The organism is Ignavibacteria bacterium, from assembly GCA_017302895.1.
GTDB lineage: Bacteria > Bacteroidota > Ignavibacteria > Ignavibacteriales > Ignavibacteriaceae > UTCHB3.
In genome coordinates this window covers 1,162,547-1,182,859 of sequence record JAFLBV010000001.1, presented here as the reverse complement: position 1 = coordinate 1,182,859, position 20,313 = coordinate 1,162,547, and the positions used below count along the sequence as shown (strand labels likewise).

The 20,313-nt window shown below is 42.5% G+C and carries 11 protein-coding genes and 1 tRNA gene; 10 read left to right on the top strand and 2 right to left on the bottom strand.

Annotation, left to right across the window (positions count from 1 at the left end):
- Positions 1-51 precede the first annotated feature (51 nt).
- Together J0L60_04565 and J0L60_04560 are read left to right on the top strand one after the other, a co-directional pair.
- The gene (locus tag J0L60_04565; GenBank protein ID MBN8545388.1) at positions 52-3,657 is read left to right on the top strand and encodes a T9SS type A sorting domain-containing protein; all 3,606 of its coding nucleotides are present in this window, start codon (positions 52-54) and stop codon (positions 3,655-3,657) included.
- 301 nt (positions 3,658-3,958) lie between these two features.
- Complete coding sequence (locus J0L60_04560) at positions 3,959-6,514, top strand: PAS domain S-box protein (protein ID MBN8545387.1); 2,556 nt, start codon at positions 3,959-3,961, stop codon at positions 6,512-6,514.
- A gap of 19 nt (positions 6,515-6,533) precedes the next feature.
- Here the strand turns inward: J0L60_04560 and J0L60_04555 are convergent, their stop codons facing one another.
- Positions 6,534-7,979 carry an SDR family oxidoreductase gene (locus J0L60_04555; protein MBN8545386.1) on the bottom strand — a complete coding sequence of 482 codons (1,446 nt, stop codon included), beginning with the start codon at positions 7,977-7,979 and terminating at the stop codon, positions 6,534-6,536.
- A 234-nt stretch (positions 7,980-8,213) separates the two neighbouring features.
- On the opposite strand from J0L60_04555, the gene J0L60_04550 reads away from it, so the two are divergent.
- From J0L60_04550 to J0L60_04535, 4 genes are all read left to right on the top strand, one after another.
- The gene (locus tag J0L60_04550) at positions 8,214-8,606 is read left to right on the top strand and encodes a response regulator (protein ID MBN8545385.1); all 393 of its coding nucleotides are present in this window, start codon (positions 8,214-8,216) and stop codon (positions 8,604-8,606) included.
- A 193-nt stretch (positions 8,607-8,799) separates the two neighbouring features.
- Positions 8,800-8,876: transfer RNA gene (locus J0L60_04545), tRNA-Asp, on the top strand.
- A gap of 52 nt (positions 8,877-8,928) precedes the next feature.
- Complete coding sequence (locus tag J0L60_04540) at positions 8,929-9,189, top strand: GIY-YIG nuclease family protein (protein MBN8545384.1); 261 nt, start codon at positions 8,929-8,931, stop codon at positions 9,187-9,189.
- A gap of 75 nt (positions 9,190-9,264) precedes the next feature.
- Positions 9,265-9,381 carry a GIY-YIG nuclease family protein gene (locus tag J0L60_04535; protein ID MBN8545383.1) on the top strand — a complete coding sequence of 39 codons (117 nt, stop codon included), beginning with the start codon at positions 9,265-9,267 and terminating at the stop codon, positions 9,379-9,381.
- A gap of 372 nt (positions 9,382-9,753) precedes the next feature.
- On the opposite strand, the gene J0L60_04530 is transcribed toward J0L60_04535, so the two are convergent.
- Entirely contained in the window at positions 9,754-10,554 is an 801-nt protein-coding gene (locus tag J0L60_04530) for a class I SAM-dependent methyltransferase (protein MBN8545382.1), read from the bottom strand.
- Between the two features lie 362 nt (positions 10,555-10,916).
- Here J0L60_04530 and J0L60_04525 point away from each other — a divergent pair, with 362 nt between their 5' ends.
- From J0L60_04525 to J0L60_04510, 4 genes are all read left to right on the top strand, one after another.
- Positions 10,917-11,822, top strand: a complete 906-nt coding sequence (locus J0L60_04525; GenBank protein ID MBN8545381.1) for a tyrosine-protein phosphatase — start codon at positions 10,917-10,919, stop codon at positions 11,820-11,822.
- A gap of 322 nt (positions 11,823-12,144) precedes the next feature.
- Positions 12,145-17,322 carry a response regulator gene (locus J0L60_04520; GenBank protein MBN8545380.1) on the top strand — a complete coding sequence of 1,726 codons (5,178 nt, stop codon included), beginning with the start codon at positions 12,145-12,147 and terminating at the stop codon, positions 17,320-17,322.
- 193 nt (positions 17,323-17,515) lie between these two features.
- A complete protein-coding gene (locus J0L60_04515; protein ID MBN8545379.1) occupies positions 17,516-18,475 on the top strand; it encodes a linear amide C-N hydrolase in 960 nt (319 codons plus the stop codon).
- Between the two features lie 21 nt (positions 18,476-18,496).
- Positions 18,497-20,167, top strand: a complete 1,671-nt coding sequence (locus J0L60_04510; protein MBN8545378.1) for an ABC transporter ATP-binding protein — start codon at positions 18,497-18,499, stop codon at positions 20,165-20,167.
- Positions 20,168-20,313 lie beyond the last annotated feature (146 nt).

The window sequence follows — 20,313 nt, the reverse complement described above, 5'->3', positions numbered from 1 at the left end:
TTGAATTTTTATACCGGAAATTTGTGCGTCCCAATCATACTGGAATCCTCCATGAAAAAAATTTTTACGCTGTTTCTGTTCCTCTCATCTCTTGGAATTCTCTTTGCATCCGTGCCCGAAGGAATTCAATTAGTGAAAACAGGAAACGGATACAAACTCAATTTTACACTCCCTGAGTACACTCAAAAACCATTTACATCAACCGACAAAAACTTCACTCAAATTGAGATACCCGGATACGGTGTCACTTCTGTTGCGGGCAAGCCTGCACTTCCCAAAATAAGTTTTAACATTGTGATCGGTGATGCTGAAAATTCACCCGCAATCCTGACTCTTAACAAGAAAATCGAAAATCTGACAGTGAAGGAACATGTCTATCCGTTTCAGGCTCCCTGGAGAAGGGACTTCCCGCTGAAAGACCGCCCTTTCAACTACGACAATGCATTTTATGCATCAAGTGGTAATCCCCGTCAGCCACTGATAGAGATTTCAGAACCATTCTTTGTAGCCGGTGTAAAGGGTGTAACCATCACTATTTATCCGTTTAATTATATCCCTGCAGAAAAACGGCTTGATATCACCCGGTCTGCCTCCTTCTCGATTGAGCTGACTCAACCCGTGGGAAAAAAGAGCGGATATTCTGATGTCTATTCGTCGTTCTTCGAGAATTTCTTCTCCAACTATGAAAGAGGTGTCCTCGAACAAATAAAGAATTACCTTGTTATTACAGCCCCTGAATACGAAGCAGGGCTCGCACCTTTTATCGCTCACAAAACAGCCAACGGATTTAATGTAAATCTGTTCACAACCACAGTCGCAGGAACCACTACTACGGCAATCAAGGCATTTATACAACAGCGTTACGACAACCCTGCTACTAAGCCTGAATTCATCCTTCTGGTGGGGGATGTTGATAAAATCCCCGCTTGGACAGGAGCCGGCGAGGGAAATCCCAAAACCGATCTTAACTATGCTCTCCTTCAAGGTACCGATTATTACGCCGATGCATTTATCGGGCGGTTCTCGATAACCTCGACAACAGAGCTTGCGAATGTGATTAACAAAACGCTCTTTATGGAGAATAACATCGCCACTTTTGCCAAGAACAATGTTTTTATGGCATCACAGGATAATTATTCGATTACTGAAGGAACTCACAATTTTGTGATAAGCACCTATTTCGAACCGAATGGTTACAACAACCAGAAGCTCTACAGTAACAGCGGAGCCACAACAAGTCAGTTGATCGCTGCATTAAACAGCAACAAGGTTTTCGCCATCTACTCGGGCCACGGGTCAGAGTCATCATGGGCTGATGGTCCCGTCCTCGGACAGTCTGATGTAAGAAACCTGACCAACTCGATATTCCCGTTTGTTTATTCTTTTGCCTGCGTCACAGGATCCTATCATCTGGGCGAGTGCTTCGGTGAGACATGGATAAGAACACAGAGAGGTGGTGCCTCATTTTACGGTTCCTCTGTAAATTCCTATTGGGACGAAGACGATATTCTCGAGAGAAAGCTGATAAAATCGATGTTCGAGGACAACCTTACCAAAGTTACTCCAATGATGGATATGGGAAAATATCTGACAACTCTTCATTTCGGAAATATCGGACCCGGAACAACGATGCTCAGATACCTCGAAATGTATAATCTGATGGGAGATCCCTCTCTCGAGACAAAGAGGAACATCCCTCCGGATCCGACTCCTCCGAATCCCGTAACAAACCTTGCAACGGGTGATCCCTGTTCCAATTCTCTCAAATTGAACTGGACAGCCCCTTACGATTCAACTTTCGGAGGTGTTCAAAGCTACGACATCCGTTATTCATTGAATCCGATTGTAAACGACAACGATTTTAATGCTGCCGCAAGTATCATTTATTCGGGACATAATGACACCCTTGGTACCCCAAAGACCTATACAGTTTTGGGACTCACCGCCAACAGCACTTATTATTTTGCCGTAAAGGCAATGGATATGTGGTCAAATAAATCCACGATGTCGAATGTTACCTCCGGAACGACACTTGCTCCACCGCTTGCATCGGTGAACCCGGGAAGCATACATCACCTGCTGACTCATCAAACCGAAGTGATCGATACTGTTTACATTTCGAATACTTCAGCGAATCCATCAACACTCGACTATACTGTCGAATTCGCCAACAGCAGCTATCCGTCAAAGGCTGTCTCATTTTCTCTCATAAATGAGAGCCCCAAAGGTGATCTGAATCAGTCGAAAGACTCACCGTTCCACAACCCCGGACAATCTGCCAAGGGTTCGGGCGGGCCTGATCTCTTCGGATATAAATGGGCTGACAGCGACGATCCTCAAGGACCTGCTTATGAATGGAACGACATCGCTTCCACCGGTACCCAGGTAACTTCGTGGACTCCCACCGGTACCCTCTCCGCTACGGATGAAGGATATGCCGGACCAATAAATCTTGGATTTAACTTCAAATATTACGGGCAGACAAAGTCGCAGATCTACATCTCAACCAATGGATTGCTCACTTTTTCCCCGATTTCCACGAATATTTACACAAACACAAACATACCCAACAGCGCCGTTCCGAATGAAATAATTTCTCCATTCTGGGACGATCTTGATGCAAAGGCACCGGGTACCGTTCACTATAAACAGGATGGCAACAAATTTATCATCCAGTGGACAAACTACCAGAGATACAGCGGAACCGCAAGCTACACCTGGCAGGTGGTAATCTACTCGGGTGGTAAAATCATGTATTATTTCAACAACATGACCGGCACCCTGAACGGTGCCACCACGGGTATCGAAAATGGTGCAGGAACAGACGGTCTGCAGATGGCTTACAACGCCAATTATGTCAAAAACAATCTTGCTGTGAAACTTGCTGCAGAACCCGAATGGATTATCACTTCGGGAAATATGGCTGGTACTCTTAATCAGGGAAACCGAACCGGAATCGTGATAAAAATAAGAACCGAGGATTTCAATTTCGGTAACTACTCGATGGATATGATCGTAAGAAGCAATTGCGGTCAGCACCCTGTGCTTACTGTCCCTGTTTCCATGACACTTTCGGTTATTCCTGTTGAACTTGTTTCACTGGATGCGGAAACCATCCGTGATGAAGTTGTTTTGAAGTGGGTGACCGCTACAGAAACCAACAACATGGGATTCACGGTCGAAAGAAAAGACAACACCAAAGCTGCATGGAACCCGGTTACATTCGTAAAAGGGAAGGGCACCACTTCCACCATCTCCGAATACTCTTTCAGAGAAAGGAATGTAAAACCCGGCAGCTATGAATACCGTATCAGGCAGACTGACTTCAACGGCGCAGTTTCATTCAGCGATGTGGTAAAAATTGAAGTGGGGCTCCCGGAAAATTTTGCTCTCTATCAAAATTATCCAAATCCGTTTAACCCCGTCACCACGATCGCATACGCTGTGCCACAGGTTAGCGGAGCATCTCTCTCCAATGTTCAGCTTAAAATATTCGATGCTCTCGGCAATGAGGTTGCAACTTTGGTAGATGGAGATAAGGAAGCCGGTATCCACAGAGCCGTTCTCGATTGCTCAAATTATTCCAGTGGTGTCTATTTTTACCGTCTGACTTCGGGAAAATTCACTGAAACAAGAAAATTTGTTGTTATGAAGTAAAAAAGTTGCATTTTACTCTTGCACAGAATTAGTATTTTTATTAATTTTGAGATGTCACTCTTCAGTATTCCCTGCTGCTGATTAGTGATACATTACTCCCTGTGACCCTCGCCTCGTGCGGGGGTCCTTTTTTTTAAATATCCGACACCCCTCTCTGAAAATCCTTTTCAAATTTTCACTTTTTATTTAAATGGAATTAGTTTTTTTATTAATTTGAACATGTAGTTTACCTTTCCTTTCCGAGGAGAGATTTCTGACTTTTCAGAGATAATCTAAGCGAAATTTTTAGATGCTATTAGATATGCGAACACTTGCGCTTGTTACAGGTGTTCTCCACTTGATTCAGTTTTCAGTCTTCCTTATCCTCTACAGGACCAACAGGCAATACAAAGGAACAGGCTGGTGGTTGGCATGGAATGCCATGGAGGTATTCGGCTTCGGGCTCATGCTTTTTCGAGATATCCCCGGAATCTTCGAGATCGTCGTCATCCTTCAAAACTCGGCTATCATAACAGGGACCATCTTTATTTATAATGGTTTATTGGCTTTTCAGGATAAAAAGCTGAAGACGAAACTCTCAAGCAGTATTGGTTTATTGGCACTTGCCACCTTCCTTTATTTCCTTTTTGTTATCAATGATATTACCGCCCGCGGAATAATTTTGAATATAACCGTTTGTGTGATTTCCGGTTTGATCGCTTTTGAAATGTTTAAGAAGCATCAAAAAAATACTGACAACATATTCCATTTTTTGGCGGTCACTTTTGTAATTCACTCGCTTGTACTGATTTACCGTTCCTGGCAAATGTTCATAAGCCCCGGGCCTGTTGAATTTCTTGACCCCCACCCGTTAAACTACATCCCGATGTTGGATTCCATTATTGTCGGCTCGATCTGGACATTTGGATTTGTCCTGCTGCTTAACCAGAGATTAAACTATGATGTTACTGTTTCGAATGAACACCTCAAGCTCATTTTTGAGTCTTCACCTGTTGCTGTACTCCTTATTGACAGATCAAAGGATGAAATAGCCGACTGTAATACAGCATTTAATTTCATCTCAGGAATTCCCCGGGAAGAAGCGATTGGTAAATCGACTCTGGATATTGGACTCTGGGAAGACATCGAAGAAAGAGACAGGATAGTTGATGATATCAGGGTGAATGGATTTTGTACAGACCGTGAAACAAGATTTATTCGAAAATCAGGTGAGGTTTTTACTGCTCTCCTTTCAGCGAAAATGATTACACTCGGCGACAAGGATTTTGTTCTTGCCAACATTCAGGATGTATCTGAAATGAAGGAAACCGAGAATACTCTGAGAAAATCGGAAGAAAAGTACAGACTCCTTACCGAAACCATGCCCGACCTCGTGGTTCTGCATGACCTGCACCAGAAGATTGTTTATATTAACAGCGCAGGAATTCAAGTTTCAGGATACACAAAGGAAGAACTCACCGGCATGCATCTCTCGCGTCTCGTTCCTCCTGAACTCCTCCCCGAAATGGAAAAAAGGAAGAACCTCCGGTTCTCAGGTGACAACAGAGTGCTTACCTACAGAACTGTGTTACTGAAAAAGAATGGAGCAAGGGTTCCTGTGGAAGTGAGGTCTTCTCCTATTCTGGAAAACGGGAAGATAAAGAATCTGTTACTCGTCGGCAGGGATGTTACAGAACAGGAACGAACCCTGGCTGAACTGACAGCTGCAAAAGAAAAAGCAGAAGAAATGAATATGATAAAGTCTTATTTCTTCGCAAACATGAGCCACGAACTCAGGACACCTTTTGTGGGAATTTGGGGTTATGCTCAGCTTCTTTCAGAAAATGTAAAAGAACCCGGTGAAAAACAGATGGTTGCAAACATCATGAAAAGTGCGGAGAGGCTGACTGATACACTCAACAAAATTCTCTCGCTCTCTCAGGCTGAGTTCTCTGAAGTAAAATGTGTTGTTGAAACGGTAAGCCTGGCAGATTTCATTAATGAAATTTATTTCACTTATAAGGAGGCTGCTGAGTCGAAGAAAATCGATTTTATTGTGAACGAACAAAAAAAAGGTATTTTCATCGTTTCAGATCCGAGAATCCTCCGCTCTATCCTGAATAATCTCGTCAGCAATGCTGTAAAATATACAGAAGCGGGTAAAGTTGAATTATCGGTTAATCTTATCAACTCGAAGAGTAAAAATCTTTTGACTGTTACTGTTACCGATACAGGTATCGGCATTCCGCATGACAAACAGGAAATTATTTGGGCTCCCTTCAGACAAGCCAGTGAAGGAAGGGGCAGAACCTTCGAAGGAACGGGTCTCGGACTCTCCATTACCAAAAAATATGTCGAATTGCTCGGTGGCACCATTTCACTTGAGAGTGAACCCAAAAACGGCACAGTTTTCAAGGTTGTTCTGCCCGTCGACGAAGTTATTAATAAATCTAATGAAGAACTTATTATCGAAGAGGAAACACTAATGGGAAAAGAAATTCGCCACTCTGAAAAAAAACTGCTCTATGTGGAAGATGATCAGTTTTGCCAGAATATTGTATCAAGAGTACTTTCAGATAAATATTATCTCGATTTTGTGATCGATGCCGAGGAAGCTCAGCAACGATTGAAAACGAATGTTTACGACGGATTTCTGATCGATATCAATCTTAGACATGGCCTGGATGGTGTGCAACTTATGCAAAAAGTCAAATCGATGGAAGAAAACAAAGGCAAACCGTTTGTGGCCATCACCGCTTACGCTGCATTCTCCGACAGGGCTGAATTTCTGGAAAAAGGATTTACCCACTATCTTTCAAAACCGTTTTTCCTGAAAGACCTTAGCGAACTGATAGACGCAATTTTCCAGGAAAATTAACTGCAAATCAGCTAATAGTTCATAGATCATAGCTGACTATGTTTTTCGCCATTCCATCGAATACAAAATAGTGGAAGGGAAGGACTGAATACCAGTACAGTCTGCCAAATATCCCTTTTGGTCTGTATGTCGCCGTCTGGAGTAGTATATCCTTACCGTCTTTTCTGAGAATCCTGAACTCAAGCCACGCTTCTCCCGGTAACTTCATCTCAGCATACAAGAGGAGCCTCTTTTTGGCTATGTCTGCCGCCAGCACCCGCCAAAAATCGAGAGTGTCACCGGTATTAATCGTGTTGAGATTGGTTCTTCCCCTCCGCAAGCCTACACCTCCGACCAGTTTATCGAGAAATCCTCTGATTCCCCACAAAAAATCCGCATAATACCACCCTCTTTCTCCACCAATCGACCAGATGTTCCGCAAAACCCTGTCGGGATCTTTTTCAATCACTTTCTCACGGATATCTTTAAAAACGCCGTTTTCAGGTACATTGATGTGATCAAAGAGGGAGCTGTCTTCCGAACTCGACACAAGCGAATCCTTCCAGCTTGAGAGAACATTGTTCTGCTCTATCTTCTGAAAAGCGAGCTCGACAGCCTCTTTATATTCTATCGGTTTTATCCCCAGAAGTTCGATGAGATCGTTATTCCTCGCAATCACTTCAATTTTCATACTGTTTACAAGGTTCACCGCAAGTTTATATGAAGTGGCGGTTACAAAATACAACCAGTAGGACGATATCCGGGGAGTCATCACCGGGACAGTGTAGATATATCTTCGCAAGCCCCTGACTTCTGCAAACTTCAGCAGCATCTGCTTGTAGGTCAAAATATCGGGACCTCCGACATCATACGATTTGTTTTCCGTCTCGGGGTGATCCAAAACTCCTGTCAGACATTCAAGTATGTTCCTTATGGCGATGGGCTGGTTTTTTGTGTTCAGCCACTTAGGTGTAACCATTACGGGGAGCTTTTCCACCAGGTCGCGAATAATTTCAAAGGAGGCACTTCCCGATCCGACAATTATCCCCGCACGAATTGAAGTCAGTGGAATTGAGGTGCTGCCCAAAATTTCTTCAACTTTTTTCCGCGATGCAAGATGCTTTGAGAGATCGGAAGAATTGGTGATTCCACCCAGATAGATGATCCTTTTGGTATCGAGAGCGGTAACCAGGTTCATGAAATTATTTGCGGATGTCTCCTCAAGTCGCTCAAAATTCCGGATATCAGAGGTCATGGAGTGAATCAAATAGTAAGCAGCATCCACACTTCTGACTCCCGGAGGTATGACAATTTCTTTGAGGAAATCCACTTCAAAATAAGTTAACCTCTTGTCAGCGTAAATGCCTTCAGTTGGAATCCTTTTTTTGTCACGAACGCAGCAGACAATTTCATGCCCCTGTTCAAGAAGAAGTGGTAAAAGCCGTTTTCCGATATAACCGGTTACTCCGGTCAGCAGAATTTTCATTTAATTCCATGGTGTTTTGGTATATATAATAACAATTTTTAAGGATTATAAATTCATTTCCCAGACTCTACAAGAAAAATGACGCAAAACACCTGATATGTTCCCGATTATCATTATTTTTACAATTGCAAATCCAAACGGCGGGAAATTCCCGGATCGTTTTGGTATTGTTCAACTTTAATACCAAGGAATTGTTGCGAGCTCGAAACAATATCTTGAAACCGGAGAATAGCGATGGAAAACGGTAAAAAGGCTAAAAAACTTCTGTATGTGGAAGATGACATTTACTGTCAGAATCTGGTTTTTAGAGTCCTCGGTGGCAGGTTTCAATTGGATATGGTTCCTGATGCAGCAGCAGCATTTCAAAAACTGGCAACAGACGACTATGACGGAATGCTTATTGACATAAACCTTGGTCACGGAATTGATGGTGCCCAATTGATGGAGAGAATCAAAGTCACCGACCATTATAAAGACAAACCCCTCGTTGCAATAACAGCATATGCTGCCCATTCCGATGAAGAAGAATTTAGAGCAAGAGGATTTACTCACTATCTCTCGAAACCCTTCCACCTGAAAGATCTCATCGGCTTAATGGAAGAAATTTTCGGTACCGGAGACGAGTAGAATCACGCTTTTCGGGTGGTTTCAAACAAAAAATTAAAATATTTTAAGAAATTTTACAAAGACACTTGCAAAATATTTCTCCCCGTTGTATATTTGAAGTCCAAATCATTCTGATTTAGGAAATGGGATTGTAGTTCAGTTGGTTAGTCGTCCCGATTCATCGGGAAGGTCGCTCCTTCGAACAAAGTTTTTTGGGATTGTAGTTCAGTTGGTTAGAACGCCTGCCTGTCACGCAGGAGGTCGCGAGTTCGAGTCTCGTCGGTCCCGCCAAAAAAAGCCCGGTTTTCCGGGCTTTTTCATTTTAAATATTCCGATTTTATCAATGTTTTATCTCTACATCCTCTACTCTAAATCCATAGACCACTACTACATTGGTCAGACTTCCGATCTAGATGGTCGGCTGAGGAGACATAACAATTCATCTTCCCGTTTCACATCAAGAGCCACCGACTGGCAAATCATTTATTTCGAAGAATACCCTACCCGCTCTGAAGCTGCGAAAAGAGAATCCTTCATCAAAAAAATGAAAAGTCGAAGTTTTATTATGGAACTGACAGGTCACGCAGGAGGTCGTCCCGAGTGATCGGGAAGTCTCGTCGGTCCCGCCAAAAAGCCCGGTTTTCCGGGCTTTTTCATTTTAAATATTCCGATTTCTTCAATGTTTTATCTCTACATCCTCTACTCGAAATCCATCAATCACTACTACATTGGTCAGACTTCCGATCTAGATGGTCGGCTGAGGAGTCATATCAGTTCATCAACATGCAGTAATTGAACTGTTCTTTTTCTCTTCTTCTTGTGAAACTTGCTCCCTGAATATTTCTCGTATAGAAGTTCCATTCTCTTTGCATTAATTATTCCTTGCGCTCTACTGATTTTATCAGGTGCGAGGCCAAAACTCACTTGCCGAAATAAGCAAAAACCATCCCAGTACCAAAACTAAGTGGTTGGACAATCGAGGACGATTGTCACTCCTTTTCTAAGTTTTTGGCCGAGTGCCCTTCTAATACATTCTATCCACATGTCGCCCCCAGGGCTTCTTTGCTACTTGTTACACGATTCTACCCACATTTCGCCCCGAGGGCTGGTATTAAAATCAAATCTGAATGGCTGAAAAAAAGGACGCCACTAGTGAGAAAGCCTCTTTTTATTTCTTCCTTGCCACTACGGAATATACCATCGGAATTTTGTTGCTTAAATGCTCGATGCGAAATTTTCCGGGTTCAAACTCAATTGTTTTGTTAAAGCAGTTGTAAGGAGAATAATCATATTCCTCAAAAGAATTTATTTCGAGTCCGTTTTGTATCAGACTGGTGATTACCTCACTTAGACTGTGATTCCACGAAACAGATTCCACGACAATGTCCGCGGTTTTATCGGCATAGGTCCCTTTTTCAGTTTCTATGATCGCATCCGATTTAAAATAATTATATCCAATCTTTTCAAAATTGTCATCGAACATCCAAACTACAGGATGGAACTCTACAAACACAAATTTTCCGTTTTGTTTCAGATATCGGGAAACGATTTTAGCCCACTTATCCAGATCGGGTAACCAGCCAATTGTTCCGTAACTTGTAAAGACAATATCAAATTGCTTGTCCAAATGATTTGGTAAATCGTAAATGTCACAGCAGATGAAATTGGCATTTGAGTTTGTATCAGATGCAATCTGTTTTGCGCTTTCAATAGCCTTGTCCGACAGGTCTACTCCAGTGACCTCCGCACCGAGTCTGGAGAGTGAAATTGTGTCCTGTCCAAAATGACATTGCAGATGCAAAATCGTTTTCCCTTTTACATCTGCAAGTAAATCGAGCTCAATACTGTTCAGGGAAGTTTTCCCTTTAATAAAATTATCAAGATCGTAGAATTCAGATTTTAGATGTGTAGCTACTCTGTTGTTCCACGATTGCCGGTTAATTGCTAAATAATTGTTTTCGTTTTTCATCTCTCTTTGTTTCATTTTTAGTTTTAATACTTAAGTGCTCTCTTTTTTGTATCATTCCGGCCGGATCTCATAAGTTTTCCCGGGCTCTGAAAAATAACTGATCTATTAACCTCCCAAATATAAAAAAAACGGGTCAGACATCACCTTCGAAGAGCGGATACCGCAATATCTTCATCGCATCAGATGTTAAAGCAGAACAGAAATGACGCCTGCAACTCCTGAGTTTATTTTGTTCTGATGATCAATATTTTTTGTATTTTGCATCGAAGGTACATTAATTTATCTATTCTTTGATTCATCAATTAAAGTTAATAATTTTTGTAAGCTTTTTTTTATTTTTCAACAGAGATTGAATATACACCATGAATTACATTAGTAAACTTTACACAAATTTCACACTTATTTCACTTATCGTACTGACAAGTATTATTTTTATTTCCTGCTCAAAAGTGGCAGACAAGCAAGCGAAACAACCTGAACCGGGACGCAGTCTGGGCATCGCTTCCGTCCCAAACCTGCGGGACTTGGGGGGCTACAAAACCACAAGCGGAGCCACCATTGCTAATGGGCTGGTATTTCGGGCGAACCAGCTTTTCAATGTCAGTGCCGGCGATATGCTTAAAATTGAGAAACTGAATCTCAAAAATGTCTTTGATTTACGGACTGCTGCAGAGAAAAATCCCGCCCCGGATGAGCTTCCTGCCGGCGTGAAGAATGTCTGGCTGGATGTACTTGCTGATGTTCCCTCTTCGGGACCTGCAAATCTGACTTCCCTTTTAACTGACCCAAAAAAAGCGAATATCGAACTTGGTGATGGCAAGGTCGAAGCCCTTTTCAAACAGGCTTACCGCGATTGCATTTCCCTTCCGAGTGCAAAAACAAATTTCAGGAAATTATTCCTCTCGCTCGCAGACACAAATCAGTTACCCGCACTTTTTCATTGTGCAACCGGGAAAGACCGTACCGGATGGGCAGCTGCAGCCCTGCTGACTCTTCTTGGCGTGCCGAGGGAAGTGGTTATGCAGGATTATCTTCGCAGTAATGAATATATTCTCCCAATGTACGACACTCTAATCCAAAAGTTTGTCGCAGCAGGTGGATCGAAATCGATTCCTTTAGCCATTTTTGGTGTAAGAGAAGAGTACCTCAATGCAGCATTTGACGAAGTGCAGACAAAATACGGCAGTATCGAAAAATATTTTTCCGAAGGCCTCGGAATAACCGTTGAACAGCAGACAGCCATGCGGAAATTATACCTTAAGAACTGAAGATTTTATAGTCCACTCCTCTCAATAACCATCTTGCGAAATGACTGTATGGCTATTGTGTGACAGATTGCTGAAAGCAGGAGAGTGTTGTACTTTTACAATAAAATACCCGCCGGGGCTCAGATTGATAATTCAGTCATGCTGAAACCGGCGGGTTTTGCTATTTAAAGCAAGGGAATTTTATTATATTTGGATAGTGTATCGCAGATTTCCAGAAAATGGTGAATCATTCTTTTTAATGGAAATATCACTGTTAATGTGACAGATGCCTTACCTGAAAATTACGAATTTATTCAGTTGGCAGCATAGAGAATACCGGACTATGGCAGACACCAAACCTGAGATATTTATTTCCACCATCGATGATTCCCTGCGAAGTCTGAAACGGGATTCATCGTGCAAGTCATTTGATCCGTTTTCAAGAACTCTCCTTTTGTTCCTCCTTTATTGTTTCTTCACTATCGATATCTTTCCACAATGGATTGCGGGGAACGGTGCACCATTGATGAGACTATACTCTCCAAAAGAGAGTCTGGGGAGTACACAATTGTGGGCCGCTGTTCAGGATAAACGGGGAGTCATGTTCTTCGCGAACAATTCTGGTATCCTTGAGTTGGATGGAATAAACTGGAAGCAGCATTATAACAGCAACAATTCTGTCGTCCGTTCTTTGGCAATCGACAGTTTGGGAACAATCTATGCAGGCGGTGTAGATGAATTTGGTTACCTTAAACCAAATTTGCGCGGTGATCTTGAATATGTATCTCTCTCGCAACGCCTGCCTGAAAAGGAGAGGCATTTTACAAATGTCTGGGCTACCATCTCCGGTCCCAATGGTGTCTATTTTATCTCTCCAAAGCGTATTTTCAGGTACTACAAGAACACAATTACAACAATCAATGTTGATCTGGTTCAATTTTTAGCGTCGGAAGCAAACAACGAGATCTATCTTATTCACCGCACCAAAGGTATATGTTTGCTGAAGGGAAACAGTTTTCAACCATTACCCGGTCTCAACGATTCAACCAAGGCATTCCGATACCTGACCGGTTTGCCCGGCAACAGAATACTTGTTTGTAATTCCAAAGCGGATTGGCAACTGTTTAACAGCGTTACGCAAAAAATTGAAAACTTTTCCACAACCGCCCAAAAATACCTGAACCTTCACACCATATACTTCATTAAAAAAATTGATGAAACAAAGTTTGCCGTTGCAACAAAAACAGGCGGTATAGTTATCCTTTCCAACTCGGGTGATCTTATTGAAATAATTAATCACGAACGAGGATTCCCCGAAGGCATGCCCCTCTTCCTCTTCGCTGAGTCATTCGGGAATTTGTGGACATCCACAGGAAACGGATTGATTAAAGTTGACATAAATTACCCGCTTCGATTCTACGGAAGCGATCAGAATGCACCCAAAACCATTTACTCCTTGATTGAGTTTGAGGGCAGGATTTATATCGGCAGTCTTGACGGGGTTTCATATCTGCCAAAATACAAACACAATTCCAAGACAGACAATCACTCTTTTAGCAATCTAAGCACATATAAAGGAAATTGCTGGACTTTTTTGAACTCTAACGGTATTCTGGTCAGTGCCGGTTCAGGGGGAATCTGGACTATTCAGGACACTTTTGCAAGAAATGTTTACAATGTAAAATCTGGCGAAAGTGTTCAATTTATCACCGGAAACAAAAAATATCCGGATTGGATTTTCTTCAATACCGGCAACCAGTTCCATTGTGCAAGAATTATTGATAAACCAACTGCACAGAATTTTAAACTGGTTGAAGATTTTGTCATTCCTGAAATAAAGGAAGGACTCACAGCCCTTGTCGCTGACAAGAATGGTGATATCTGGGTTTCAACCAGATACAATGGAATATATTATATCAGGTTTAGAAACGGTGATGTGAAGAATTATTATGTCACACACCTTGGTTTAAACAGCCGTTTACCTGCACTTAATAAGAACTATGTCTGTCAAATCGATAATGAGATATTTATTGCAACCAAAAATGGAGTTTTGAAACCGGAGTTCACAAAGAAAAATGATCCCGCTTCTCCGGTTCAGTTTAGCTATACTTCCATTTTTGGCGATAAAATTAAGAGCCCTGTAACTCAGATTTTAAAAGTTGATACCGGGAAATATCTTATTTTCGGGGATTTAATCTTCTTTGCGAATGTGAGCAATGGAATTGTCGAAAAAAATTCCTTCGGATTTAACCGGCTACTGACATCTTTTGCGACTGATTTAGTCTTCCTGCACAGTGATAAAAGTATCGGCATTACAACTCCGGAAGGCTACTCTTCATTTAATTATTCAACAGCCAGAGATTTCAAAAAATCGTTCCCCGTAATCATCCGGAAAGTTGTTTTCGGGAAAGACTCTCTTGTCTTCAATGGTGCCTTCTCTAAAGCCTTTGATACACTTCGTATTATTTCTCCGGAACAAACGGATGACTTTATTCCCGTTCTCGATGCGAAGTATAATTCAGTTACCGTTCACTTCTCGGGTATTTTCTATGAGGAACCTGAGCAGATCGAATACAAATATTTTCTTGAAGGCTTTTCAGACGAGTGGAGCAACTGGAGCAAAGAAAACAGAGCTGTTTTTACAAACCTTCCCGGTGGTGATTACACCTTTAAAGTGGTTGCAAGAAATGTTTACGGTGTCGAAAGTACGGTTGCCGAGTATTCGTTCAGAGTCCACCCTCCCTGGTACGCAACATGGTGGGCATATCTCATTTATTTCTTCCTTGTGATTTCTGTTTCCGGGTTGGGCGTAAAATATTACACAAGACGATTGCAGAGACAAAAAACTCACCTCGAAGAGATAGTCAGACAAAGAACCGCCGAGATCGAACTGATTAACTCACGATTGTCGTCTCAGAACCTTGCTCTTAACAAATCGGCCATTGTATCACTCACGGATTCGAGCGGAATAATTACCGAGGCAAACGATGAGTTTTGCAGAATCTCCAAATTCAGCAGGGACGAAGTAATCGGTAAAAACCACCGGATTATCAACTCCGGATTGCACCCAAAAGAATTCTTTAAGGAATTGTGGGATACGATCAAGGCAGGGAAGGTGTGGCGCGGGCAGGTGAGAAACAAAGCAAAAGACGGATCTTTTTACTGGGTTGATGCCGTTATTGCGCCTATACTCAATGAAAACGGTGAGCCTGTCGAATACCTGTCGATCCGGTTTGACATCACGGAAATGAAAAAATTTGAGGCGGAACTTGCGGAAGCAAAGGAGCTGGCCGAGGCTGCCACCGTAGCAAAAAGTCAGTTTTTGGCAACCATGAGTCACGAAATCCGTACTCCGATGAATGCCATTATAGGGCTCTCACATCTCGCACTCAAAACAGAGCTTGACAAAAAACAACTCGATTATCTTGTCAAGATCGAACGATCCGCACAGGCCCTCCTCGGTATCATAAACGATATTCTCGACTTCTCGAAAATTGAAGCCGGAAAACTAAATATTGAGACCATCGAGTTCGATCTTGAAACTGTTATGGACAGTGTCTCAAGTCTGATCTCCCAAAAAGCCCAGGAAAAAGGACTGGAATTCAGCATACGAATTTCCAGAGAGGTGCCAACCGACCTTATTGGTGATCCTTTACGAATCGGACAAATAATCACAAATTTTTGCAGTAATGCTGTCAAATTTACCGAAAAAGGTGAGATAATTATATCTGCCACCATAGCTGAAAAAATTGGTGATAAAGTGCTGCTTTGTTTTTCTGTCAAAGACACCGGAATCGGTCTGACGCCGGAGCAGCAGGCAAAAATGTTCCAGTCGTTCAGTCAGGCTGACAGCTCTACCACCCGGAAATATGGCGGAACAGGTCTGGGGCTGGCAATTTCCAAGTCACTCGCAAAACTTATGGGCGGCGAAGTATGGGTTGAGAGTGAATTTGGGAAAGGGAGTACCTTCTTCTTCACCACTCTCCTTGATATTCAGAAAGACCAGAAACAGGATGCATACCAGCTTACAATTGACCTCCGGGGGATGAATGTCCTTGTTGTCGATGATAACGAAACGGCGCGGTTGATATTAAGGGAGGCACTGGAATCATTTTCGTTTATGGTAACAACTGCAGCTTCGGGACGAGAGGCAATCGAAACCATACGCGCCAACAAAGAAAATCCTTTCGCTCTCGTTTTCATGGACTGGCAGATGCCCGAAATGGACGGTATTCAGACAGCAAAAACAATCCTAAGCGAATTTACTGAAGCAGCGCCCGAAATAATTATGCTCTCTGCCTTCGGGAAGGAAGATATAGTCGAGGAAGCCGCTTCAATTGGTATCACGGCATTTCTCAGGAAACCGGTTTCATACTCCCACCTCTTTGACACAATTATGGAGGTATGCGGCAAGGAAATTCGGACTGAACGGAAACGGCTCGACAAGGGGATGAAACATTCTGAGGCGATATCCCGCATAAAGGGCGCCCGCATTCTTCTCACAGAAGATAATGAGATTAATCAGCAGGTGGCATCTGAGTTGCTCGAGAGTGCCGGATTTATAGTTGAAATCGCCAATAACGGAAAGGAATCGGTCGAAAAAGTGCTTTCCTCCGGCATTCCGTCGAAGTACGACATTGTTCTGATGGATTTACAAATGCCGGTGATGGACGGATATACAGCAACTATGACAATCAGAAAAGATGAACGATACAACCATCTCCCGATAGTGGCAATGACAGCAGATGCGATGATGGGAATAAAAGAGAAATGTATTCAGGTAGGGATGATGGATTTTGTGACGAAGCCTATCGACCCCGATGAAATGTTTGGTGCTTTGGTTACCTGGATTAAGCCGGGAGAGCGTCAGACCGTTGAGATTCAGAAACAGGAAACTAAAAGCTCTGTAGATATCGAATTACCACAATTCGCGACGATTGACACAACAAACGGCCTTTATCGGGTTGGCGGTAATAAGAGACTCTATACCGACCTGATCCGGAAATTCTTCGAAAACAATATCAATACGGTCGAAAACATAAAAACTGCAGTCCGGAATGACGACAAGGAGCTTTCTGTCCGGTTGGCTCATACGGTGAAAGGAGTTGCCGGAAATATTGGTGCCGTCGAACTTCAACTTGTGGCTGCAAAGCTCGAGGCTCTGCTAAAAGAGGATTCACCCGAGGAATACGAAGCTGTGATTTCTGAATTTGATCAAAAACTGCATCAAGTCTTAAAAGAAATCGGTGAATGGAAAAAGAGTACTGAAACTCCCGCCGCAGAAGATGATTTTTCAGAGCTGGATATTGATACTGTAAGCAGGCTGATGAATGAGCTGATTCCACTTTTGGAGGACAACGATATCGATTCCACCGCTAAAATCGTTGAAATTAATCAAGTCCCCGGAGCAGGGAATATCAGGGCTGCTCTCGATGAACTTACGAAAAGTATTAAGTCATACGATTTTGACAGCGCATTAGAGATGAGCAAAAAACTGTGTGAGGATTTGGGAATAAAATAGCTGTTTGACGAATTCCCCTGCTTTCGTGCATTTGCAGCTGTTATCAATCCAAAATCTGGTATGGATTCAATATTTCATTATTTTTAATCTGTTGAATCATAGTGTTTCTCTATTGGACATTTTGGAATCCGGCAAAATATTTTTCAGGGACCTCCAAACTGATCAAACATTTTTCGATTGAAACAAGGTCATTATGTGCGTAAATTTCCTCCTTGGTAAATCAGGCGAATTTGTGCTGTCCGGAACAATTCTCGACCACGACAGCAGAATCCAAAGCAGATTCGTACCTGTGGTTGCAGGTACGGAGATAAAGATTAATGACGAAAAAGGTATCACGCTTTGGAATTATGTCACTAAATACGGTTTTGTAGGGTTAAACATCGCCGGAAAACCGTTTTACAAAGATGCTCTGAACAGTGAAGGTCTTTCAGTTTCTGCTCAATGGATGGAGGAAACTGTCTATGAGAAGGCTGAAGACTACCCCCACAAAAAACCAATTCCCTATGTCTATCTGATAGTTTTTGCCCTGGGGAGTTGTCGCAATACTCTCGAAGTAAAGGAATTGCTAAACAGCCATACATTTTATCTCATGAATGTGAAAGGAATGGGGCGAAAATTCCCGCTTCATCTGATTTTCCATGACAGAGAAAAAAGATCTCTCCTGGTTGAATTTCTTAACGGCAAAACTCATTTCCATGACTTCCCTGTTATGACCAACAACCCTCCATTCGAGATTCAACACAAAAAGCTGAAAGAATATCAGGAAGTCGTTAGTAAAGATCCCGCACTTGCCGGCATCCGCGGAATTGCGAATGTTCTCGATGACTCCTACAACGATGAAAGATTTTTGATGCTCTGTTGGCTAAATGAAATGGTTGAAGAGTCAAAATCACTTAAAGAAGCTGTCGCCAACTGTTTCAGAATATTGGGGAGACTTGACATTACATACCATGAAAATGATATGGATTACAAAAATTTCGGAAAGGTTTCGAATCTTTGGAGTACCGTGACAGATCATGTCAATCTTAAAATTTACTTCCGAACATACGACAACCAGCAAATCCGCATGATCGATGTAGTGAAATGCCTGACAGAAAGAAAGCGGTTTATAAATATTGCATCGGGAGACTGGTATCAGGAGATTCTCCCTTGACACCCGGGAAGTGTTGCCGAAATGGATAAGAATAAAGAAGTTTCACTGATTCAGTTGACCAGGAAAATACTTGGCGAGGATCTGATTGTCGAAAAATATTCATTCCTTTTCGCTGCGTTGTTGAATATCCTGTCGACTCTCTGTCTTATGGGTGTGCCGTGGCTTCTGCAGCAGATGATAGATGAAGTTCTGCCTGCCCGCGATATCTCCCGCGTAATCATGTATGGCGGATTTATTGCCTTAGCTCTGATCATCAGGAGTTTTCTTTGGGGATTACACATTTCCCGCCTTGCTGGGGCTGTAGAGAGGGTTTTCTACAGATTGCGTTGCCGTTTAATGAATTCAGTGCTTCATAAAAATCACATTTTTTTCAATTCACACTCGGAAGGCGACCTGATGACCCGCATATCGTCCGATGTTGAATTGATGGCGACAACATTTTTTGAAAAGGGACTGAACGCCACTCTTCAGTTTCTAATCGCTTTTGTGATTGCAGTAACCATAATGGTCTGGTACTGGCAACTGGGCCTGGTCAGCATCATTTCAATATTCGGATATGCCCTCCTTGTCAACAAATTGAATTCCCCCCTGGGAAAACTCTCATCTGCAGTTCGCAATGCTCTATCAAAACTCAACACATCGGCCATAGACCTTATAGACGGAGAAAAAGAGATCCGTTTTTTTCGTCAGCAGAAAGAGATGGTTGGACTTTTTGGCAAAAATGCAGATAATTACAGAAAAGTGAACACAAAATTGCTCAAATTCACCTGGATCACCCTGAATATTACCGAATCCACAGGTCTCTTTATCGGAATAATTCCCTTTCTTTTTGGAGGCTGGTTGATTTGTCTTAATTACGATCCGTCTCTCACCACGGGTGTTCTGTTCGCCTATTACACTTATGTGGTAAATATGATGGTGACTCTCTATGACGGGGTTGAAGGGATAACAAGATTCACAAATGCACGACCCGTTCTCGAGAGGATCGATCAGGTTCTGAGCTGGGAAGAGGAACAAACCGAAGGTGAAAATGCAGGGCATCCCTTGCCAAAAGATGAGTCAGTCGAGTTCAGAAATGTCAGTTTTAGCTACCCCGGCGGGAAGGAGATTATTAAGAATTTCTCCTTAGTGGTGGAACCGGGTGAAAAAGTGGCTATTATGGGAGGGAGCGGCAGCGGCAAATCGACTCTGCTTTCCCTTTTGTTGCGGTTCCAAAAGCCAACTCAGGGAGAGATCCTTTTTGGTGGTGTTCCGGTTGACAGATACCCGGTACAATTTTATCGTTCCAATCTCGGTTATGTGAGACAGGAAACTCATCTTTTCAGAATCGGAATGGCTGAAAACATAGCCTTCGGCTGGTACGATGTGCCATTGAATCAGGTGGAAGAGGTAGCGAAGCTCGTGCAACTGGATGAGTTGATCGGTAAAATGCCCGATGGCTATAAAACGGTCTACGGTGAAAAAGGAGTGGAAATGTCAGGCGGACAAAAGCAGAGAGTGGCACTTGCAAGAGCAATAATCCGGGATCCGGCAGTGCTTATCCTCGATGAATTTACTTCCGCCCTCGACAAGAAAACAGAGTCTGAAATTCTCACAATGGTACTTCGAATATTCAAATCTCAGACAATTATTTGTGTTACCCACTCTCCTGAGGTTTCTGAGAGATTTGACAGGGTTATCAGACTGGGCTAAGCCACTAAACGAATTCCCTTTCAAAACTTCCCTCTTGACATGAATAAAAAAAAATCATATATTTGCACTTTAAATGTAAGCGCTTTCATTTTAGAAAATGTAAGCGCTTACATTCGCTTTTAACATCAATTCAACATACTGGAGAA